This window comes from Flagellimonas aurea (assembly GCF_017313785.1).
In the GTDB taxonomy this organism is placed as follows: domain Bacteria; phylum Bacteroidota; class Bacteroidia; order Flavobacteriales; family Flavobacteriaceae; genus Flagellimonas; species Flagellimonas aurea.
The window spans coordinates 26,369-47,282 of sequence record NZ_JAFLNL010000009.1 but is presented as its reverse complement, the minus strand read 5'-3'; the positions used below and the strand labels follow the sequence as shown (position 1 = coordinate 47,282).

Here is a 20,914-nt window from a genome sequence, read left to right as displayed (position 1 = left end):
TTTTATTATCATTTTGGCTAATAATCCTAGTAGAATATAGCTCTTTTATCTTCTATTTCTGCCTTATCTTTTAAAGCATTGTACACTGCCCCATTTACTCTGGCAGCAGCACTTGTTTGTAGATTTTGTGCATAGGTGCTATAGTTCTCCACATCGGCTGCTTCAGTTTTATTGGTCACTTTGATCATGTAAACACCAGTACTTCCCTCAAGCAAGTCAGAAGTTTGGTCCTTCTCCATGGCAAAGGCCTTTCCAACAACAAATGGCTCTCTCCCTGCCCCTGGCAATGTTGGCGAGGACAATGTAACTGCAGATGCATTGCTAAGGCTTACACCATTGTCCGAAGCTATAGCGTCCATTGCTTTACCTTTATTGGCCGCAATTATCTGTTCTGCTTTACGCTCCTTTCTGATGGCTGGCAAAGCAGTTGCCGAAGCATCTTCTGGTGCCATAAGTCCTTTTTTATATTTCTTCGTCAATTGCACCACGGCATAACCATTGTTTACGTTAAAGCGTTTGATATCGCCAACACTGGTATCGTCGTTAAATGCCCACTGTACAATACTGCGCTGTGAACCAAGACCCGGAAGGTTCTCTTCCATTTCCTTGATTTTGTTCACTGGACGAACGGTATAGCTACTTTCCCTTGCAATATCCCCAAAGTTCTCCGGTTCTGCATCCATAACTGCCATTTCATACTTAGTGGCATCGGTGAACAACGTGTTTATGGTCTCCTCGGATGGCTCAATTTCTCTTGACAAGGTAGCTACCTGTATCACATCTTGCTTATCATCAACCTTGATCACGTGGTATCCAAACTGTGTTTCCACCAAACCAATGGTTCCGGTTGGGTTTCCAAAACAGAAATCATTGAATTCATCTGCCATTATGCCTTCTTGGAAATATCCGAGGTCACCTCCACGTGGAGCTGATGGTCCATCTGAATTCTCCCTTGCCAAAGTTGTAAAGAGTACATCTTCTTTTTTAGCTTCTGCCAATAATCTTTTTGCTTCGGCTTCGGCTTCCTCCTTGGTTCTTGTAATGGATGGGTTGGCACGTTCGGCCCCTTCCCATGTAATCAAAATGTGACTTGCTTTTGCAGTTCCATTTTCTTTTCTGTCCATTACTTTGGATACTTTATAAGCATTTCCATCTTTATATGGACCGTATACTTCCCCAACACTCATTGCCATCAATGTATCGGCAACAACGGATGGGAGGTCTTTTTTAGCCTTGTAAATGGTATCGAACTTAGCGTCGGAATGTCTGTCCAAGAAAGCGGCCATGTCCGTAGTATTTCTAAATCCAAGAATGGTATCGTTGGCATCCTTTGCTTCTGAATATTCCACAGAGTCATCCAAGAGAGCAGTTATTGCAGTCTTAACACTGTTTTCATCTTCGGCTGATGGCTTTTCTTCAAAATAAACAAAACGAATATCACGTGCCTTATCCTGTTTGAACAAAGCTTTGTGGTCGTTGATGTATGACTGGATATCACTTTTTGAAACTTCGATGGTACTGTCTGGAATAGACGTGTAAGGAATACGAACGTATTGCATATCCACTTTGTCATTTGCCATATCATAGTTCAACTGGCCCTCGGTCAGGGTAGCAGTAACCCCACCTTTTACCAAGTTGAAATACATACGCTCCTTGGCTGCCTGAATGATAGACTCTTCATCTTGCAACCATGCATCGTATCGCAAAGGGTCGTTGGCTTTCCAATCGGCAATGGCACTTTTAAAGACTTGCTCGTTGAACACTCCATTTTCATCCTGAAAATCAGGAATCTGTGCATAGCCCGAAGTTCTCACGAACTCCACAATTTGGTCGCTTTCCACATCAATGCCCAAATCTTCGAATTGTTGGTTCAAGATAGCCTTTCTGATTTCTTGATCATATACCATGTTCACCAACTGGGTGGAGGTAACAGATGGTCCGTATCTTCTGGATGCCGTTTCAACCTGAGACCTAAACTCTTCTATTGGAATATTTTCCCCATTTACTTCTGCAACCGAGGAGCCCACTTTTCCACCAGCAAAATTATTACTGCTGAATACTCCGGATATTACGAATGCGAACAACGCCAAACCAATAATTAGAATAAGAACTGTTGTCCGTTTTCTAATATTCTCTAATATTGCCATTTTACTGCTTGTTTTCTTTAAATTCAGTGGGCGAAAATACCACTTTCTTTTCAAATAGGAAAGCTAAAAAAGGAGTGGAAATTATTAATCTTCAGTATGAACGCGCACACTCACTAAGTCTATTTTGGTGTTGGACACCTCCAAAATTTTGAAGGTAAAGTTGTCCACGGTCACTTCTGAATCTTGTTCGGGAATTTCTCCTGTCTGATTTACGATCAACCCTCCCAATGTTTCATATTCTTCCCCTTCCGGAAGCTCCAGCTTATAATTTTCATTGATATAATCCACTTCCATCCGGGCAGAGAACTTGTATTCGTTCTCGCCTATCTGTTCTTCATGTAGGTCAGTGGAATCGTGCTCATCCTCTATTTCCCCAAAAAGTTCCTCGATAATGTCCTCGACCGTTAAAATACCGGAGGTGCCCCCGTATTCGTCCAAGACCACGGCCATGCTTTTTCGCTTTTTGGTCAGTACGTTCAAGATATCTTGGATAAGCATGGTTTCGGGAACAAACTCAACTGGAAGCAATATACTTTTAATGGTCTTTGGTTTTTTGAACAGTTCGTAGGAGTGTACATAACCAATAATCTCATCGATGCTATCCTTGAATATCAAAATTTTTGAGTAGCCTGTTTCCGTGAAAAGTTTGGTCAGGTTTTTAGGTGTTTCGTTAAGTTCCACCGCTGTAATTTCGGTTCTTGGAACCATTACCTCCCTCGCCTTTACCGTGGAAAATTGGAGTGCATTCTGAAATATCTGAATTTCCGAGTCCACATCGTCCTCTTCTTGTACGGTCTCCATTTGCTCGGTGATGTAGTCCCCCAATTCCAATTTGGTAAAGGACAGCTGAACTTCATCCCCTTCTGTTTTGAAGAATATCCTTAATATAAAGTCGGATACCTTGATCACAAACCACGAAATGATGGAGAACAGCAAATAAAAGAAATAGGCCGGCACCGCGAACACCTTGATCAGCACATTGGCGTATATCTGGAAAAATACTTTTGGCAAAAACTCGGCCGTCAGTAAAATAACGAGTGTCGAGATAATGGTTTGCGACAATAAGCTAAAGTCCGTCAACAGTAGATTGACAAGTTGAATATTGGAGGGAAGCAGGCTCTGGAACCACTCCATGAGCATATCCCCCATAAAAAGCCCATAAATTACCAATGCAATATTGTTTCCAATAAGCATGGTGGCAATAAATTTTGAAGGTTTATCGGTAAGCAAGGTGAGTACCTTGGCCAAGAAGCCTTCCTGTTTTTTTTCAATCTCAATATGGATTTTATTGGCGGAAACGAAGGCTATCTCCATTCCCGAAAAAAATGCCGAAAACAGCAGAGAAAGAACGATGATGATTATGGAGGAATCCAATGCTATTGTTGATTATCCTTGTTTCGCTGTTCAAAACGTTTCCGATATCTTCTTCTAAAGATGAACATGCCTATGGACACCACGGCAAAGAAGATAAATATGTAGGTTTCCTTTGGATCAACGCTCCAAAGTGTTGCAATCTTGTAAATGGAAATGGCCGCTACTGCCAAATAAAGGTATTCTGTATATCTTAAAACTTTGATCATCCTATTCTTCTTCTTTTATTGTCATTAACCCATAGGTTTTGTGAGCTTTAAAAAAGGTGAAATCCTTATTAAAGTCCATGCCCTCACCGTCCATTATCGTTCCGTCCTCAGGATTTGTATAGGTAAAGGCGGCTTCGGTAAATATCCAATTGTTCTTTCTATCGTAATAGAGCTGATCGGTCTCCAACTTTTTCCCATCATGACTTTTGATTACGACATTCCCTCTCAAATCTATCAAATTAGTCTGTGAATATACAATACCATAATCGGCAAGGATAACACTTTTTTGACTTTTTTCATCGTAAAAGTCCACCTGTAAGCCTTCTGGAAAGGTACGAAACTTGAAGGCTTGGTTATCAAAATCCTCAGACAATGGACTTGTTAATACGGCAACTACCCTTGAATTGGCCGAGTCCTGTGTACTCATCGCCTCCACGGTCTCGGTATAGGTCAACGTGAAGTTTTGGGCAACACCTTGTGGGAATAGAGGCTTAACCGCTTCTTCGCCCACCCTTTCGTAACCATCACCACAGGACATAAAAAGGATTGCCACGGTGAATACCGTGGCAAAGCTCTTTAAAATATGTTTTGATTTCTGTTTCACCTTATAGATTAGGTACGGCAACACTACCTCCTACCCAACAGCTGAAAGTAATGGTCTGACCTGCCTTTCCTGAGCTAAAGATCATTTCTTTAGATGGTGCTTTGGCATCATAACTTGCAGCAAGTTGGCTTGCACGACCACTCAATGCCGGGTCTACCGTTGCTGCTTTTCTTGCCATGGCTGCTGCCTTCCAGTAAATAGCTCTCTTTTCAAACGGTGTATCTCCACATGCGTTGGCACTGTTTCCGTAAAGTGTAGCGATCAACAAATAGGCCTTACCGTTTGCAGGGTTGGCATCGATAGCTTTTAGCGCATAGCTTCTCGCTTGAGAAGAACTACTATTTCTAACGGTAGTGGCAATCTTGTAAAGGATTTCAGATTTCTTATAAGAATCTGTTTCCAATTCCACTGCTTTGTTGAAATCAGCAAGTGCACCGTTCATATCTCCGGACTTTTGTTTAAGTACACCACCGTACATATATGCATCGGCAGATGGGTCCAAAGCCAACTGGGCTTCGAAAAGTTTTCTAAACATAGGGTCGTCAGTACATTCTTTGGAGAACATTCTACCTACGGCTCTCTTCACCCATTTTACATCATCTTTCTTTTCATCAAAGCTCTTTTCGTATAATGGGATAAGGTTGTCACAATCGGCAAGTGCACCCAATTTGGAATCTACACTACTAGCTACTTTACCGAAAGATTCTGAATTTACCGTGGCCACCTTAAGAGTTCTTTTCTCTTTGGAAGTTAACGTGCCCAATGAATCTTTTGGCAACAATTTTGTAACTATATCGGTCAATTTCTTGTTTTCTTCTTCAAGCTTACCAGTTACATCATCGTATGTATTGAAAACATCTTGAAGGTCCCTTTTACCAGCATCGTGCAAATCTACCAAGCTGGAGAAATAAAGGTACAAGGCCCTTGGGTTTGTAAAGTTTTCCTGATCTTCTTGGAAGGCTTTGTCCAACATGGTGAACAATTCTTCATCGGAAGCCATTTTGTTCTCGTACATCAACAATGCTTTGTCGATGGCTACACCTGCTTTGGTGTAATTGGTCGGGAAATACTTTAGGCTATTATCGTACAAAGACAATAAATCCTGAACATAAGCATCTTTTTCTGCTCCGGTAGAATTCTCGATCTTTGCTTTCAAGATTCTTTCTCCATAGGAAAAATTTGCCTTGTTGATGTCCGGGCAACTTTCGTAAACCATTTTCCATGGCTCGTAAGCTGCATCATAGTTTTTCACCTTTACGTGTTCTGCGTAAATAGACAGATTGGTCATACACTCGGGGTTCTGTGCTTGGGCCATACTTAATCCCGTCAACATGGTGACCATTATCATTGTTAAGTAGTGTCTCTTTTTCATCTTTCTAATTTTAAAGCTGTTAAAGTACAAATTTTCATTAAAAAATCCCTTTTCAGGGCCTTATATGGGTGGTTATTTATCAAATTTTTAAAAAAAGGTCTATCAATTTATTTTTGTTTTAACAAACCATCTAGCATTTAGCGATAAACCAAGGTTAATTTTAAAATAACTCTCTTCAATAAGGTTTGCATCTGTTGTTCCGCGTCTTCCCAATTCAAATCCTACATTTATGTTAGAGAAGTCGCCGCCCAACGGTAAACCTAATCCAAAAGTTATGCCAAAGTTGTTTATCTCTTTATTGTTGATGGTCATACCGGTCATATCATACCTAAGACCGGCCCTATATGTAATACGGTTAAAATACCCGGTCAACGAACGATAATCAGGAATCCAATACCCTCCCAAAGCATAGGTGTTGGCATCACCATAATCGATATTATCCAGTCCTAGGAAGGTGTTTTCAAAATCACCCATCTGTTGAAAACTGTATTCTGCTCCCAAAAACCATTTCTTGTTTTCTCCAAAACCGAGTCCAAAAGTGGTTCTAGTGGGTATTTTCAACTCTGTATTCCTAAGATTGGATGCATCCAAATCCACATCCACTACCTCAACATTGTTTCCGGTTACCAGTGAAAACGACCCCAATGTCTGGGTATTTTCCGAAGTAAGGTTTCCTTGCGTATTTATAAGTACCGATGTGTAAAGGGTATATTTGTCCTTAATGGTCGGGTTATAATTAAGGGCATATTTAAAATCGTATCCATTTATATTGGATTCGCGATCGTCCAAAGTACCGAATTGTACACCCTCCACACTTTGAATCCTTTGATATTCCAAGGTTCCAAAATTAAAGTTGGCCGTAACCCCAAAACTCAAATTTTTAATAGGCTCAAACCCAATGGAAGCATATAACCGATTGAGCCCTCCTTCACCTTCAAAAAAGTTGGAGACCTCTCCATTTGCCGAGTTCGAAGTTGAATTCAAACTGTAGCCTACCGAGGAATAGGGCATTATCCCGAAACCAAATCCTACATTTTTCGCCAATGGAAAGCCAATGGCCAGATAATCCAAATTGGTGACCGAGGTTCGCTGTTCCTCGTTCCAACTCTTAAGCTGATACTCTTTGTGGGAGATTCCCGCAGTATAGGCGGTCAACCTAAGTTTGGAATATGCCGCCGGATTTGAAAGGTTGATATGGATGCTGTCCCCATACATACTCACACCACCCATCATCTGGGTATCCACTGCCCCTTTGTCCCTATCGTCGCCTATTCCAAAGTAAGAATATGGCGAAATGGTTCCATTTTGTGCAAACGCTCCATGTGCAACCACGCAGAGAAAAGCAATCAGAATCTTTTTAATCATTCAATTTGTATTGTATTCCAGTAGGCAATTAAGTCCTTCCAAGAGAAATTTGGAGTTCGCAAATATGGTGTTTTTTAGCCTTTTGGCAAAAAAATGGGAGTCTCCCCCTGTTAAAATAACTGTTAAATCTTGAAAACGAGAGCGATATTGGTCGATTACCCCATCAACTTCTTGGGACACTCCGTTTATAACTCCGCTGTGCATGCACGTTTCGGTACTGTTGCCGATAAAATCCAAAAGCTCGTCGGGGGCCAGCAAGGGAAGACCGGCGGTTTGCTCGTGCATGGCGCGGTACCTCATCCGGATGCCGGGAGAAATTGCCCCTCCCACATATTCGCCTGCATTGTTCACCATATCGTAGGTGATACAGGTACCGGCATCTATCACCAAGGTATTGCCACGGGGGTTTTGGTAATAAGCGGCGGCAGCAAGTGCCAAGCGGTCCACGCCCAAGGTCTGCGGTGTGGCATAACTGTTCTTAAAGGGCATTTTGGAATCGCTGGTAAGCACGTGCACCTTGCAAAAAAGGGCCACTACGTCCCGTTCCTTTCGGTCCAATTTACCTACGGAGGATAGTATGGCCTTGTTTATCCGGGGATATTTCTCGAACAGTTCCTTTATTTTGGAAAGGAACAATACGGATTCGAAACTATGGTCGTAGATGATACTTCCGTTCTCAAAAACAGCGTATTTGATCAACGTATTGCCGATGTCGATTACCAGATTCATGCTACAAAGGTCGTTAATTGAAAAAAATCAAAACCTTTTTTTCGGGATTTTGTTTGTATATCCTAATTTTGAAATTATATTTGCACCCGCTTAACAAAGCTTGGTACCTTAGCTCAGTTGGTAGAGCAACGGACTGAAAATCCGTGTGTCCCTGGTTCGATTCCTGGAGGTACCACAAAAAAACCCGCAAACTTGGTTTGTGGGTTTTTTGTTTTTAGTCTTTAAAAGAGTTTCTTTTTGCATTTAAACGGAGTACATTCCACAGTAATAGAACATATCAAATAAATCCTAGCGATGAATAATTGAGCAGCAGGTTATTTGAGAAAAATTCTACCCAGATAGATACCTATTAAAGCTGCAACAATAAAAAAGATTATCACATAATGTATTCCAAAAATCCATTGAGCAACTCTACTTACTGGCTTCATATTATCAGTAAAAAGTGATGTGAAAACAAAAGGTAAAATCTTGTTATAATTCCAAAATTGGTCTTCCAGCTCAATTTTTTTTCTGTCTAGTTCATATTGAACAAGTCTTTCATTCGAATAATTCGCAACTTCTTCAATAAAATCAGATAGCTGTTTTTCTTCATCAATAAAATTAATTATCGAAGGATGATATAAGCTTGCCACAAACGCACCCGAGCTGTCACATACAATTATAATATCTCTGATTTTCAAACTCTCAATAGAAGGAAGAGTTATCATCATTGTAGCCAAATTTATTTCATCATCTAAGGAATTGTCTAAGTTTAAATATCCTTTATAGAGCAAATATTTATTGAGCACCAAAATATTATTCTTGTTAAAATAAGAAATTGGAAAATCAAGTTTTCTTGTATTATTAAATTGAATGTCTTTGATTATTCTCCTGTTTTCATTTAATTTTTTTGGAGAATAAAGTTTTTGAAGATTATTAAGAGCAATTTCTTTTTCAGATTTTGTAATCTTTTCGTAAAACTCAATTCCTTTTGGTGTATTATTTAAATGGTGCAGATAAATGTTTGGAAAAACAACCAGATGAACAATGGTAAAGAAAGCTATCAATTTAAATAACGGACCAAACCTTTTGTTTTTCAAAGAGATTACAAAAAATATAATTCCCAATATTACTAGAAAAATTAGAGTAAAATTATCGTCAAGAAAATCCCAAACAAAAGCTCCAACGAGTAACATTAATGTTAAAACTAATGCCACCTTTAATTCAAAACCTTTATGTTCAGCCAAAATTTGTTTTTTCAATTCTGGATTAATTTCCTCATCCACACTTTAAGTATCTATTAAAATTTTGTTTTTCATTTACTTAGCTAATTTATGGATTTTTGTTGGTTAAGGTTTAGCGTTATTCGACAACAAAGTTTTGTTCAAGCATATTATCCAAATTACTGCCGCATAAAAGCAAAGCCGATAGTTTTACATGGCATTGAAAATACCCCGAAATATCAGGCTCTCAATCCAAATGATCTCAAAATTTAGGCTGGTATATTGTAAGTCTAAAATAGGTAGTTCTCAGATTATTAATCAAAACCCTCTGCAAAAAAATCGGTGATACTTAAATCAAAATAGGTAGATATTCTTTTGATGGTACTGAACTTTGGGTCCCATTTGCCAGTTTCAATTCGTCCAAAATGGATTCCAGTATCATTGTAGGCGTCTTCTTGGGTAAGATTTTTAGCTTCTCTCAAGCCCTTAATCCGGCTAGCTAAGTCCTTCAAAAAATCAACATTCTGGTCGTCGTTGTCCATCATACGACAGCAATGTCAAAATTTTAGGTGTCGAAATTAATGACGTAAACGTCATTTTGTCTAAATTTGAAGATTCCCAATCATTAAAATTACCTACCATGCCATCACATCTTATTTCATCCATTTTCAACAACTTCCTCCACCAAACTTCCCCTGCCCGTTGCAAATCACTTTTGCAACCCTAGAAATCCACAATCACCAAAACGGACAGTTCCTGAACCATTTGCATCGGCCGCAGAGCCGCATTACCCTTAATAAAATACCTTGCAGCGATTTGGCAGAACTTACGGTACTGGACAATCTGGTGTTCAGCTTTTCCTTTCAATTCCGTTTACCGCAAACCAAAGAGTTCCATACTATAGAAATGCTATCCTTGCCCCGCCCCTTGGACCACGGCAAGCTGCTGATAGATGAAGAAAAATTAATGTTATCCTTTAGGATAGATGCCCCGGACCCTTCCCTCAGGGTGGAGGTTATGCATACCTACCAAGGCATTTGCGACCTAAAGGAGCTCTCCCTGCTACTTTCTGGCAAACCCGTAAGGCAATAAGACAACGGTTAGCCCCCCACTTGGGCGCTTTTTTTACTGTTCTTGAATTCACTGGGGCTCAACCCAAATTTCTCCTTAAAGATCTTGGAAAAATAACTCCGGCTCGTAAACCCGATGGAGTAGACGACTTCGGAGATGTTCATTTCGGTGGTGGCAATGTAGTTTCTGGCCAGTTCCAAACGGGCATGCCTAATATATTCGGTCACCGTTTTGTTGTAGAGCAGTTTAAAGCCTTCCTGTAGTTTGGCCTGGGTAAGCCCGGTCTCGGCAGAAATGTCCTCCAACGAAAAATCCTTGGCAATGTTCTTTTCTATCTTTTTGGCATAGTTGCGAACCACCTTTAATTCCCTTTTCAGCAGACTGGTCTGCGGCCTTTTGTCCAACACCTCTTTGTTGTGCTGGATCATATGCATGGATAGGATTTGGTACACCAGTCCCTCGATCATCATAATGCGGATCATCCCCTTGGTATTCACCTTTTTTATGGCCGTTACCACCTCGGCCATTTTTAGGTTATAGGATCCGTAGTAGGCAAAAACCTTTTCGTGGTCGGTATCCAAAAATACTTCGTACAGCTTTTTATTGAGTTCTTCCCCCTGGTTCAATCTTTTGCGCAAAAATGGTTTTCTGCGCACCTGTATCACGGTTTGGGAAATTTTCACATCCGTGGGAAAGTATCTATCAGTGATCCCACCATCGCGATTGGTAAGAATAACGGACTGGAACTGCTCCATAATCTTAATCTTTTCTTCTGGCTGGTACCCGAACTTGTGCCCGCAATAGCCCTCCAAACAATAATAGAAGCTGATCGGATTAAAGTCAGACGTGTCCACTTCTATCAAAACCTCATCAAAAAAGGTAATGTCCAACTCCAACAAGCTCACGCCCCAGTCAAAAGTTATAAAACTTATAGTGCCTTTTGCCTTGTCATTGGAAACTTTCAACTGGTGCTGCCCCCACTGTTCTTCGATAGCTCCTCCTAAAACATTTTTTATCTGCTCTACAGATTCCGCAGTATCCTGGGCCTTTACTTTAATTTTGATCATTAGGTCTACAACTGACTTTTGTTTGATTATTGGGTCTAAATCCTATAAATATACTCTTTGTTGGCCTTTGTACAAGGTCGGTACCCTAATTACATATATCAAAAGAAACACGATTAAAATTATTTGCGTCAACCTTTCCGAGCTTCTTTTGCTTACTTGGGGTCATATTATAGAAGATTATGATTTACAAACTTTCAAATGAAGCTAGCACAAGAGAGATAGAAAAGGAGTTTGGAATTCCCTTCAGATATCCAAATTTATACACTCCCAACCCATTAATCAACGGTTTTAATGAGACCAACATAAGCGTGGTGACAATGGAAAACCAAAATGAGATAACATTTGCCATCTGGGGCCTTATGCCGCAGGATTTTAAAGAAGATTGGCACATTTTCCAAGACAATGCCAATACTTTGAACGTGCAACTGGATGAATTGGAAAACGTTTCTTGGATGAAGGATTCCTTTAAAGAACGGCGTTGTGTGATCATTGTCACCGGATTTTACACCCATTTGTTGGACAACGGCAATACCTGTAGCTATTATATCCATCAAGAATCTGAAAAGCCGTTCTACTTGGCGGGCACATACAATACGTTGAACGATGGATTTTTATGCGCCGCACTGATGGTAGGCAAAACCGACACTTTTGTTTCGAACTACCACAACATCAGCAACCTTGCCCCCATTATTGTTCCAAAGGAAAAAGTATCGGTTTGGCTGAACGATGGCCATGACATGGAAAGCCTAAAAGAAATCATTGAAAGGCCGCATAACACCAAGTTGAAGGCCAAACATATTTCCAACGAATTCTTTCTAAAAAACTTGACGTCAAATTATCAGATAGATTCCCTGTTTTCCTGAAAAATAGATGCAAACCATTATGCATCAATATATTAAGATTCCATTTTTTTGAGTTAACATATAATCGGAAAACGGCAAGCTTCGGGAGAAAAGTAAACGACATTTGTAATGTACCGATTAAAGGATAATCGGACACTAACTTAAAAACACTACTATTATGTTACGTTGGACAATCATCTTTATCATCTTGGCCATTATAGCCGGTGTATTCGGTTTTGGTGGAATCGCTGCAGGTGCAGCAAGTATAGCCAAGATTCTATTTTTCATATTTATTGTTCTGTTTATCATATCGTTGATTTCAGGAAGAAAAAGATTATAAAAAGCTAGAAACACAAATAAAATCATTAACCCTTAAATATAGAACCCATGAGAAAATCAATAAGTTTATTCGCAATTTTTATGGCAATGGCGCTTACCTTGAGTATGACGAGTTGCAGAGAAACAAATGAAGACAAGGCCGAAGAAGCCATCGAAGAAGTAGAAGATGCAGCTGAAGATGTAGGTGATGGTATCGAGGATGCGGCCGAAGACGTTGAAGACGAAGTAGAGGACGCTACGGACGACAGCCCTCAATAGAATAACCATTGGCACACACTGTAAAAACTCTGGCACCACAGCCAGAGTTTTTTTGATTGACACAAGTTTACGGCAAAAGACAGGAGCAGTAAATTCATTTCGTTATACCTTAGGAGAAACAAACACCACCATTAGCTGTGAAGACCGCTCTAACCGTAATCTACATTCTTACCTCCGTTTGGTCCATTGGAGCCATCATCTACCATGGCAGGAGGCCATCAAGATCCATAAGTTGGGCGCTTGCCATTATTTTTCTTCCTTATTTGGGTGCGGCGCTCTATTATCTATTTGGTATGAACCGCCGAAAGTTCAAGTTCTTCAATACCAAAGAGTTCGACAAAAGAAATAAGTACACCCACCCCAAGATTTCCGCCCAAGAAAAATTCTTGACCCATTTTGATGATGACATCAGAAAAGAGCGGCTCAATAGATTGATCGAGACCAATTCCGACAGCACGGCAAAAAAAGGGAACTCCATAACCGCGCTCCAAGATGGGGGCGAAACCTTCAATGTCCTATTCAAGGCGATGGAGAAAGCAGAAAAGTTCATCCACGTTCAATATTATATTTTGGAAAGAGGCTACCTACTGGACAAAATGCTGGAGCTTTTTAAAAGAAAAATACGGGAAGGCGTAGAAGTTCGAATCATCTACGACTCCCTTGGAAGCTACAAACTACGTGGACGGCCCAGGAAAGAGTTTGAGGATATCGGGGTGAAGATATATCCCATAATGCCGATACGGTTAACAAATCTGTTGTTCTCACTAAATTTTAGGAACCATCGCAAAATCGTGATCATCGATAACAAAATTGCCTTTACCGGTGGGGTAAATGTATCCGATAAATATATAAGTCGGAAAAATGAGCTGGGCAAATGGAAGGATATCCACCTAAGACTAGAAGGCCCCATAGTTAATGATCTACATCTCATTTTTTTGAAGGATTATTTTTTTGCGAGCAACAAGGAGGATTTTCATATCGACGATTACCTCACCGAACAGCAAAAAGCAGGCAACGTGAATGCACAGCTAGTGGCCGGAGGACCGGATTCAAAGCATCCCACCATAATGCAGCAGTACCTCGGCATGATGAACCAGGCCCAAGAATCCATTCGTATAGCCAATCCCTATTTTGTTCCCGGAGAGGCTTTTTTGGAGAACTTGAAGATCGTGGCCATGGAAGGTGTGGAAATACGTTTGTTGGTCCCCAAAAAATCCGATTCGCAGGCTGCTAAATTTGCCATGCTCTCCCACTTTGAGGAATTATTGGAAGTAGGGGTCAAAATTTATTTCCGGGACGACTTTTCCCATAGCAAGATCATGATAGTGGACGATGATCTTGTATCCATCGGATCCGGGAATTTTGACATTCGGAGTTTTGAGCTCAATTATGAGACGAACATCCTTATCTACAACAAGGAAATCACCACAGAAATGATCGGCGAGTTCGAAAAACTATGTGAAAAAGCGGATTTGGTCACATTGGAACGCTATCAAAACAGAACAATATGGCTAAGATTTCTTGAAGGTCTTTTCAAATTCTTCAAGCCGATCATCTGATTTCCCTGTTTATTTGAATCAATCATTAATTTATTTGAGATAAGCAGATTCTGGGACAGAATTACCTTTGTCTCAAAATAAAACTATCATGAAAAACGCAATTTTATTTCTATTTTTAATCGGAACAACAGCACTTAGTGCCCAAAGTATATCCAAGAACGCATTGGGTATAAGAGTTGGTGACAATGACGGTTTTGGTGGGGAAATCTCCTACCAACGTTACTTGCAAGAGAACAACAGATTGGAGTTCGATCTTGGTTGGAGAGATTCCGATAATGTAGAAGCCTTTAAACTGGTAGGTCTTTATCAATGGGTAATGCCCATTGATGGTGGATTCCATTGGTACGTAGGTGCCGGTGGTGGTGTTGGGTCTTTTGACGCTGGTGAAAACGACGGTGCATTTGCCTTGATCGCCGGTGATATAGGTATTGAATACGATTTTGAAATTCCTTTGTTGATTTCGTTGGATATGAGACCGGAAATTGGTTTCAACGATGATTACTCGGACGACCTTGACCTGGATATAGCCCTAGGGCTTAGATACCAGTTTTAGAAAACAAATAATCACATTGAAAAGGGCAAATTGTAATTTGCCCTTTTTTTAACCCATAAATTTTGAAAAGAAAACTAAAACTACTTTTACTACTATCCCTATCGGTATTTTTAGTTATCATTATTTTGAAGAAACCCAAGAACAGCATACCTGAGAGCATTGAGCAGGAGGCGAGAATCGCCTTGGGCCACTTTCCTGAACTCAATGGCATCCCTATTGAATTCAAGTTCAAAAAGAACATCAAAAAATCGGTGATGCAGGCCCAACCTACATGGAGCGGACTGCTAAAACCAAAGAACAAGCGCAGCTATGTAATCTTGATCAGTGAAAAGTTCAAGATATCCGGTGAAGAGTTCAAGACCGTGGATGTACCAAAAGATGTTCTGATCGGATGGCTCGGTCACGAGCTTGGACATGTTATGGACTACCAACAACGTGGCAACCTCAATCTTATAGGTTTTGGCATTAGATATGTGCTATTGAAAGAGTTTATCAAAAAAGCAGAACGTGCCGCGGACTCCTTTGCCGTATCCAGGGGAATGTCCGAATACATTCTGAAAACAAAGCGGTTTATCCTCGACAACTCAGAAATAGACGAGACCTACAAGACACGCATCAAACAATACTACCTTTCTCCGGATGAGATTATGGAAATGGTAAAAGAACTGGATTCGATAAAAGGAAATGGTTAAGCTTTTTGGGATACAAAATCCTCCCACTCCTTAAAACGTTCCTCACCCATTACACGCTCCATTTTCACTTGTCCGCCTTTTTTCTTGTTGGCACCGTTCCATTCCGAAAACATTTTCTGGGGCACAAAGTGAACCTTTACGCCTTCCAAAGCTTTGCTACGTGCCACTTTATAGTTTTTATTGGCTTCCTTCAAGTATTTGTCCAAAACATCTGCCGTTTTCTCCTCGTCCAATTTACTGTCGGAGCCCAAATACCATGTGTGGTAAAATCCATCATCAAAACGTTTGGCGCATAGCGTGTATTCCGGCACTTTAATGTCGAGTTCATCTTCCAAATGCTTCACGGCATCGTTAAGTTTGTTGACGGAAAGCTGGGAACCAACAGTGTTCAAAAAGAATTTGGTGCGACCTGTAATCTTGATCTCGGCCCGTTCCACATCGGTAAACGCAATGGTGTCTCCGATTATGTAGCGCCAAGCACCTGAAACCGTTGAAATAATAAGAACATAGTCCACATCTTCCTCGACCTCATCCAAAGTAATTGAAGGAGCATCATCCGTCAATGAACCATCTTGGTTAACATATTTGGGTTCGAAGGGAACAAACTCAAAATAGATTCCATTGTCCGTAATCAATTTCATGGAAGAGGTTTCTGGTCTGTTCTGGCAGGCAAAAAATCCTTCCGAAGCTAAATAAGTATCAATAATTTGAATCGGGTGGTCCAGCAACGCGTTGAAACTTTTTTCATAAGGATCAAAAGCAACTCCTCCCGAAGTGTATGCCCGGAGATTGGGCCATATTTGATGGATATTGTCGACATTGTGATAATCGATTACTTTTTTGAGCATAAGCTCCATCCAAGATGGTATTCCGCTCAAGGCGCCAATATCCCAGTTTTTGGCATTTTTGGCTATGGAGAGCACCCTTTCGTCCCAATCATCAATTTGGGCAATTTGGTCGCCAGGCTTATAATATTTTTTGAACCAAAAGGGTATGTTACTGGCACTGATACCACTGATTTCCCCTTCTTTTTTGCCATCTCGTTCCTGTAAGTTGGTGGAACTTCCCAGCATCATGATCTCCTTCTCGAAAAAGTCCGCGGGCATATCAAAATTACTCATCGCATAAACTTGATGCCTTCCTGCTCGGGTTATGGAATCGATCATATCTTCGGTAACGGGAATCCTTTTGGATTTCTTGCCCGTGGTTCCAGATGATAACGCAAAAAAGTCAGGGCTTCCAGGCCAAGTAACATCAGGTTCACCATCAATGGTCTTGCTCCACCACTCTTCGGTGATTTTTTTATAATCGTGATAAGGTATGGCTTCTGCAAATGCTTTCTGAATATTATCCGACTTTAAAATAGCCGCAAAATCATATTGCTTGCCAAATTGGGTATCCTTGGCTTTGCCCAATAATTCTTTGAGCACTTCCTTCTGTTCTTCAACAGGATTGGGTTCCCAGCTCAAGGCCTCTTTTGCCTCGATAACCCCCTTAATGATGTTTCCAATGATAGCCATATCGAGTAATTTTAATACTATAAAATTACCCATATTCGTCAGGTAGAGTTTACTCAATCCGTTTTTTGATCAACTTAAATGACCTTAAAAATTAAGTGTAGCAAAAACAGGTGAAGAGGTTCTGGAATTTTTTTCTGAAACTGGCTGTTTTAACTTGTTGGCAATTTTGGAATAAAGAGGCTCAGGTGTATCTCCATGCACCGAAACGTTGCCTTTGGCCGCATCTATTTCTATTGCCACCAAAGAAAGATAAGGCATAAGGTGTTCTGCCTCTTTTATTACTAACTTTACCACCTGAAGCCGCACGGCATACTCTAAATCCACTTCTTGTTTGTGGTCCAAAGCAGTCTTTCCCGTTACGTTTTTCCAGATGATTTCCAAGTCAAAAAATTTTGAAGCAAAAATACTTCAAATAACAATAAACTTACAATTAAGTTATATTAATTTAACATTGATTTCGATTTGGACTTGTTGTTTCCAGCAAATTGTTCAAGAAAAAAGTTACACAGAATCAATTGCTTAACACTTATTTTGCTGTCCTATTTAGATTTTTTCAACACTTCACCAATAGACTTCTTAATGTTTTCATAAATATGAAAATCAAATCGTTCCATAGGCAAAAAATATCAAACTAACTCTTATATTTAGCCGATTGCGAATAATTTTAAAAACAAAAAATGACCCACGAGTTACTAGAAAAGGCGGAAGAGTTTGAAAAAAGGCCCATGAGCCACATGTCCACCAGCGATAGGGTTAAGGCCTCAAGAGAAGCAAAGAGCTTGATTCTTTCGATCAACGAGATTTATAAAAAGACCAAGGATTCCAAATTAATGGAAACCATGAAGAACATTACTGCTAAAAAGCGTAAAATAGAAAAACGGCTCAAAGGTTCGCCTTTGGCCTAAGGTTTCTATCAACCACTAATTTTTATGGAAGGATATCGGCATTCGTAAGTGTCGGCATCCTTCCATAATTGTTTATACCCCTCACCCATCAAATCACAACATTCTGTTTTTCAGTGTTTAATGATTAAAAAAGACTTTCTTTTTTCCATTTTAGGTCTGTTTTTCCCATTTACATAACTTTTAGAACCAATTATGTCCAATTTACTGCAACCAATAAAAATCTGGATTGCGCACGGGTCTGTTTTGAATAATTTAGGGCTGAAGTTTTAACCCAACTAAATAACAAACACCAAAAAAATGAACACTGTAGAAGCAAAACTAGGTTACCTCTTTTGGTACGCTGTAATTGCACTATCCGTTTACTTCCTTTTCAGTAGCATTTACCTTTACATTAATTAAACTATACTAAACACTACCACATCAATCAATTTCACCAATAGTTAATAATGTGTTCTCACGGGGCTCCTGATCAGGCGCCCTTTTTTATTTCCATTCCATTCTTGGCAAGAGTCCTTCCAATTCATCAAGGGAACTTTCCACATTTCCACTATTTCTCCTGTAGGCCTCTTGCATGCATTAAGTTTTTGACACGCTGCCGGTATTTTGGGTATATCTCGTTTCACAAGATACCGTTGTCAACATTTTGCTGCTCTATCAAATCAACAACTTCATCCATCTGCAAAGCATTTTTGTAACTGGCTCTGTGTAAAGCCCATAGTTGGCTATTTATGACAAAGATCATGTGGAGAGCTTTCAAAAAAATTGATATTGATCAGAGCATATAGGTTGGTGAACGATTTTGTGATGTTTTACCAAATACGCAGTGTGAAGCACAATTTTTTTGGCAAAAAAGTGTTTGATAGTAATAACTGATGAATTTTCTTACGACACCAAGTGCGGCGGAAAAATATAGAATGTTCGCTGTTTTGAACAGATGAGTTGACAAGTATTAATAATAAGCCTCCGATTTAGATACTTAACATGCCGTTGATATCCTCAAAAAAAGAACTGATTTTCCCTTTGGCAATATTTGTCTTTTTTATTGCCATAGTATTCGCTCTGTGGAACAATTCGCTCAATACCCAAAAATCGAGCTACATTAGGGAAATACAAAATACGGGAAGTCTCAGGGCAAAGGAATTCTTTTCCTTGGTAGAGTACAACATCAAATCTTTGGAGAACCTGAAACAGCGAATTGAAATGACCAATGGGTCCTACTTTGATTACTGGGAACGGGATGCCACCTTGATTATGGCACAAAATTCATCCTTTAGGTTTGTGGAATGGCTGGATAGTTCCATGGTCATACAAAAAGTTATCCCTATTGAGGAAAACAAAGCTGCCATTGGGCTAGATCTTACCACCCACCCCAGATATCCCGAATGGCAAAAACACATAAGCGATTCAACCACCAACATATCACCCTGGACAAAACTGTACCAAGGAGGCAGTGCCTTTCTAGTGGATGCACCTGTCTATTTGAACGGCCGCTTTATGGGTTCGGTAACAGCGGGCATGGATTTTACCGGACCTTTTAATGAGCTGGTTGCCGAATTGGACAAATATGCAATTCAAGTAGAGGACGAAACAGGCACCATATTTTATTCCAAAAACAATCCGAGGACAAACGAAATCGGAAAAGAATTTATTTTCACCACATCTTTTGAGGTGGACGCACTTGATGGACAAACATGGAAGTTCTCCCTTATGCCCGCCGAGTTAAACTTTTTGGCCGAAAGAAAACAATCCACTTACATCTATTTGGCATTTGGGCTCCTGCTTTCCCTGCTAACCAGTTCCTTGATATATTTCTACAGATCTTCCAGAAAAAAGAACAAGAACTTGCACGATGCCAACCTAAAATTAAAAGACCTCAACACATCCTTGAAAAAAGAACAGTTGAGAGCGGAAAAGGCATCCAAATCAAAAACGGAGTTCATATCCAATATGAGCCATGAAATTAGGACCCCATTAAATGCGATAATTGGGTTTATTGAAGTTTTAAAACTTTCGGAGATACAGAGTTCCCTGCAAGAATATCTTTCCCTTATGGATATTTCCTCCAAAAAACTGCTCCTTTTGGTGAACGATATCCTTGAAATCGACAAAATAGAATCGGGCAAAACAACTTTTAGGAACGACATTTTCTTCCCTTTGGATGAACTAAAAAACATAATCAGGATTTATAGGCGAACTGCTGAAGAAAAAGGTCTCTATATCAATCTGGACCAAGTATCGCAAAGCCAAATGGAAGCCTTTGGGGATATCGGGAAATACGGTCAGATAATAACCAATATTTTACGAAACTCCTTGAAATTCACAGAAACGGGAGGAATTACCATCTCCTACGAAGAACATATAGAGGATAACGACCTTTCAATTGCCATTTCCATAAAGGACTCTGGAATTGGCATCCCAAAAGATAAACTAAATACCATATTTGACCGATTTACACAAGTAGAGGTCGGAAAGGCCAAACGTCATGAAGGCAGCGGACTTGGATTGTACATAACCTCCAAACTTGTAGAGCTCCTAGAGGGGAAAATTGATGTGACAAGTCAAGAAAACCTAGGAACCGAATTTCATTTATCCCTTAAATTCCCTGTTTCGGACAGTAGTGGCTCCGTAAACAGTAAAGGGCAAGAATCGATTGATTTGAGCGGCTGTCGGGTTTTGATTGTAGATGATAACCGAGTGAATGTAATTGTACTACAGAAAACCCTCGAAAATTTGGGGGTCCATTCCGATTCGGTCTCCAATGGGGTCGAGGCCATCGAAGCCGTCAAAAGAAATGGCTACCATTTGGTCTTCATGGATGTCCACATGCCAAAAATGGATGGCTTCAAGGCTACCATGGAAATTAGAAAGTTTAATGAAACCATCGGAATAATTGGCCTTTCGGCAGATGTAACAAAAGAGGCAATCGATGAGGCCAAAGGTGTTGGCATGAACGACTATTTTACCAAACCCATTTCTTTTGACAAGCTAAGAAAACACTTGCCCAATTACCTCATCAAAATATCCTGAAGCTTCGCCCCATTTTTTATGCTCAATACCAAAAAGTCAACTATTGTTCATAAAGAAAATCATTATGGTAGTATATTTGGGT

21 protein-coding genes and 1 tRNA gene are annotated in these 20,914 nt (G+C 40.1%); 10 read left to right on the top strand and 12 right to left on the bottom strand.

The features are described 5' to 3' along the window. Positions 1–26: 26 nt before the first annotated feature. The 7 genes from J0656_RS15000 to J0656_RS14970 form a co-directional block, all read right to left on the bottom strand. Positions 27–2,147, bottom strand: coding sequence for a peptidylprolyl isomerase (locus J0656_RS15000; protein ID WP_207035323.1), 2,121 nt, complete (start codon positions 2,145–2,147; stop codon positions 27–29). Between the two features lie 84 nt (positions 2,148–2,231). After that, positions 2,232–3,521 (bottom strand): hemolysin family protein, encoded by a 1,290-nt coding sequence (locus tag J0656_RS14995; protein ID WP_207035321.1) that lies wholly within the window; start codon positions 3,519–3,521, stop codon positions 2,232–2,234. A 2-nt stretch (positions 3,522–3,523) separates the two neighbouring features. Further along, on the bottom strand, positions 3,524–3,727 hold the full coding sequence (locus J0656_RS14990) for a hypothetical protein (protein WP_108246960.1): 204 nt from the start codon (positions 3,725–3,727) through the stop codon (positions 3,524–3,526). Position 3,728: 1 nt separating this feature from the next. Next, a complete protein-coding gene (gene lptC / locus J0656_RS14985) occupies positions 3,729–4,331 on the bottom strand; it encodes an LPS export ABC transporter periplasmic protein LptC (RefSeq protein WP_207035319.1) in 603 nt (200 codons plus the stop codon). Position 4,332: 1 nt separating this feature from the next. After that, positions 4,333–5,703: a hypothetical protein gene (locus J0656_RS14980; protein WP_207035317.1), complete on the bottom strand. Its 1,371-nt coding sequence runs from the start codon at positions 5,701–5,703 to the stop codon at positions 4,333–4,335. Positions 5,704–5,805: 102 nt separating this feature from the next. Then, positions 5,806–7,068 (bottom strand): BamG family beta-barrel-assembly machinery protein, encoded by a 1,263-nt coding sequence (locus tag J0656_RS14975; RefSeq protein ID WP_207035314.1) that lies wholly within the window; start codon positions 7,066–7,068, stop codon positions 5,806–5,808. Then, positions 7,069–7,797, bottom strand: a complete 729-nt coding sequence (locus J0656_RS14970; protein WP_207035313.1) for a type III pantothenate kinase — start codon at positions 7,795–7,797, stop codon at positions 7,069–7,071. It lies immediately after the preceding gene. Between the two features lie 102 nt (positions 7,798–7,899). Here J0656_RS14970 and J0656_RS14965 point away from each other — a divergent pair. Then, positions 7,900–7,972: transfer RNA gene (locus J0656_RS14965), tRNA-Phe, on the top strand. A gap of 139 nt (positions 7,973–8,111) precedes the next feature. Here J0656_RS14965 and J0656_RS14960 read toward each other — a convergent pair. Both J0656_RS14960 and J0656_RS14955 read right to left on the bottom strand, forming a co-directional pair. Then, positions 8,112–9,062, bottom strand: a complete 951-nt coding sequence (locus J0656_RS14960) for a hypothetical protein (protein ID WP_207035311.1) — start codon at positions 9,060–9,062, stop codon at positions 8,112–8,114. Positions 9,063–9,313: 251 nt separating this feature from the next. Next, complete coding sequence (locus J0656_RS14955; RefSeq protein ID WP_237688959.1) at positions 9,314–9,544, bottom strand: helix-turn-helix domain-containing protein; 231 nt, start codon at positions 9,542–9,544, stop codon at positions 9,314–9,316. Positions 9,545–9,701: 157 nt separating this feature from the next. Here J0656_RS14955 and J0656_RS14950 point away from each other — a divergent pair, with 157 nt between their 5' ends. Continuing rightward, entirely contained in the window at positions 9,702–10,091 is a 390-nt protein-coding gene (locus J0656_RS14950; protein WP_207035309.1) for a hypothetical protein, read from the top strand. A gap of 8 nt (positions 10,092–10,099) precedes the next feature. Here the strand turns inward: J0656_RS14950 and J0656_RS14945 are convergent, their stop codons facing one another. After that, positions 10,100–11,137 carry a helix-turn-helix domain-containing protein gene (locus tag J0656_RS14945; RefSeq protein WP_207035307.1) on the bottom strand — a complete coding sequence of 346 codons (1,038 nt, stop codon included), beginning with the start codon at positions 11,135–11,137 and terminating at the stop codon, positions 10,100–10,102. 179 nt (positions 11,138–11,316) lie between these two features. Between J0656_RS14945 and J0656_RS14940 the strand changes: the two genes are divergently transcribed. The 6 genes from J0656_RS14940 (at position 11,317) to J0656_RS14915 (ending at position 15,380) form a co-directional block, all read left to right on the top strand. Continuing rightward, the gene (locus J0656_RS14940) at positions 11,317–12,000 is read left to right on the top strand and encodes an SOS response-associated peptidase family protein (protein WP_207035305.1); all 684 of its coding nucleotides are present in this window, start codon (positions 11,317–11,319) and stop codon (positions 11,998–12,000) included. A 157-nt stretch (positions 12,001–12,157) separates the two neighbouring features. Then, on the top strand, positions 12,158–12,319 hold the full coding sequence (locus tag J0656_RS14935) for a DUF1328 family protein (protein ID WP_108245962.1): 162 nt from the start codon (positions 12,158–12,160) through the stop codon (positions 12,317–12,319). A 47-nt stretch (positions 12,320–12,366) separates the two neighbouring features. Next, positions 12,367–12,576, top strand: a complete 210-nt coding sequence (locus tag J0656_RS14930; protein ID WP_207035303.1) for a hypothetical protein — start codon at positions 12,367–12,369, stop codon at positions 12,574–12,576. A 137-nt stretch (positions 12,577–12,713) separates the two neighbouring features. Then, positions 12,714–14,135 carry a cardiolipin synthase gene (cls, locus tag J0656_RS14925; protein WP_207035301.1) on the top strand — a complete coding sequence of 474 codons (1,422 nt, stop codon included), beginning with the start codon at positions 12,714–12,716 and terminating at the stop codon, positions 14,133–14,135. An 88-nt stretch (positions 14,136–14,223) separates the two neighbouring features. Then, a complete protein-coding gene (locus J0656_RS14920; RefSeq protein ID WP_207035299.1) occupies positions 14,224–14,688 on the top strand; it encodes a hypothetical protein in 465 nt (154 codons plus the stop codon). A gap of 62 nt (positions 14,689–14,750) precedes the next feature. Then, positions 14,751–15,380 carry a hypothetical protein gene (locus tag J0656_RS14915; protein WP_207035297.1) on the top strand — a complete coding sequence of 210 codons (630 nt, stop codon included), beginning with the start codon at positions 14,751–14,753 and terminating at the stop codon, positions 15,378–15,380. Here J0656_RS14915 and J0656_RS14910 read toward each other — a convergent pair. Both J0656_RS14910 and J0656_RS14905 read right to left on the bottom strand, forming a co-directional pair. Next, complete coding sequence (locus J0656_RS14910; RefSeq protein ID WP_207035295.1) at positions 15,377–16,900, bottom strand: GH3 family acyl-acid amido synthetase; 1,524 nt, start codon at positions 16,898–16,900, stop codon at positions 15,377–15,379. The genes J0656_RS14915 and J0656_RS14910 overlap by 4 nt on opposite strands. An 84-nt stretch (positions 16,901–16,984) precedes the next feature. Then, the gene (locus J0656_RS14905) at positions 16,985–17,281 is read right to left on the bottom strand and encodes a hypothetical protein (RefSeq protein WP_207035293.1); all 297 of its coding nucleotides are present in this window, start codon (positions 17,279–17,281) and stop codon (positions 16,985–16,987) included. A gap of 296 nt (positions 17,282–17,577) precedes the next feature. Between J0656_RS14905 and J0656_RS14900 the strand changes: the two genes are divergently transcribed. Both J0656_RS14900 and J0656_RS14895 read left to right on the top strand, forming a co-directional pair. Beyond that, complete coding sequence (locus J0656_RS14900) at positions 17,578–17,805, top strand: hypothetical protein (protein ID WP_108245968.1); 228 nt, start codon at positions 17,578–17,580, stop codon at positions 17,803–17,805. A 981-nt stretch (positions 17,806–18,786) separates the two neighbouring features. Further along, entirely contained in the window at positions 18,787–20,832 is a 2,046-nt protein-coding gene (locus J0656_RS14895) for a response regulator (RefSeq protein ID WP_207035291.1), read from the top strand. Positions 20,833–20,914: the final 82 nt, after the last annotated feature.

Bases quoted from the DNA above. Each gene is read 5' to 3' on its own strand.
- J0656_RS14975 (WP_207035314.1), bottom strand. From the start codon at position 7,068: ATGATTAAAAAGATTCTGATTGCTTTTCTCTGCGTGGTTGCACATGGA.
- J0656_RS14945 (WP_207035307.1), bottom strand. From the start codon at position 11,137: ATGATCAAAATTAAAGTAAAGGCCCAGGATACTGCGGAATCTGTAGAG.
- J0656_RS14895 (WP_207035291.1), top strand. From the start codon at position 18,787: ATGCCGTTGATATCCTCAAAAAAAGAACTGATTTTCCCTTTGGCAATA.
- J0656_RS14910 (WP_207035295.1), bottom strand. From the start codon at position 16,900: ATGGCTATCATTGGAAACATCATTAAGGGGGTTATCGAGGCAAAAGAG.
- J0656_RS14935 (WP_108245962.1), top strand. From the start codon at position 12,158: ATGTTACGTTGGACAATCATCTTTATCATCTTGGCCATTATAGCCGGT.
- J0656_RS14930 (WP_207035303.1), top strand. From the start codon at position 12,367: ATGAGAAAATCAATAAGTTTATTCGCAATTTTTATGGCAATGGCGCTT.
- J0656_RS14940 (WP_207035305.1), top strand. From the start codon at position 11,317: ATGATTTACAAACTTTCAAATGAAGCTAGCACAAGAGAGATAGAAAAG.
- J0656_RS15000 (WP_207035323.1), bottom strand. From the start codon at position 2,147: ATGGCAATATTAGAGAATATTAGAAAACGGACAACAGTTCTTATTCTA.
- J0656_RS14970 (WP_207035313.1), bottom strand. From the start codon at position 7,797: ATGAATCTGGTAATCGACATCGGCAATACGTTGATCAAATACGCTGTT.
- J0656_RS14955 (WP_237688959.1), bottom strand. From the start codon at position 9,544: ATGATGGACAACGACGACCAGAATGTTGATTTTTTGAAGGACTTAGCT.
- J0656_RS14990 (WP_108246960.1), bottom strand. From the start codon at position 3,727: ATGATCAAAGTTTTAAGATATACAGAATACCTTTATTTGGCAGTAGCG.
- J0656_RS14900 (WP_108245968.1), top strand. From the start codon at position 17,578: ATGACCCACGAGTTACTAGAAAAGGCGGAAGAGTTTGAAAAAAGGCCC.
- J0656_RS14980 (WP_207035317.1), bottom strand. From the start codon at position 5,703: ATGAAAAAGAGACACTACTTAACAATGATAATGGTCACCATGTTGACG.
- J0656_RS14920 (WP_207035299.1), top strand. From the start codon at position 14,224: ATGAAAAACGCAATTTTATTTCTATTTTTAATCGGAACAACAGCACTT.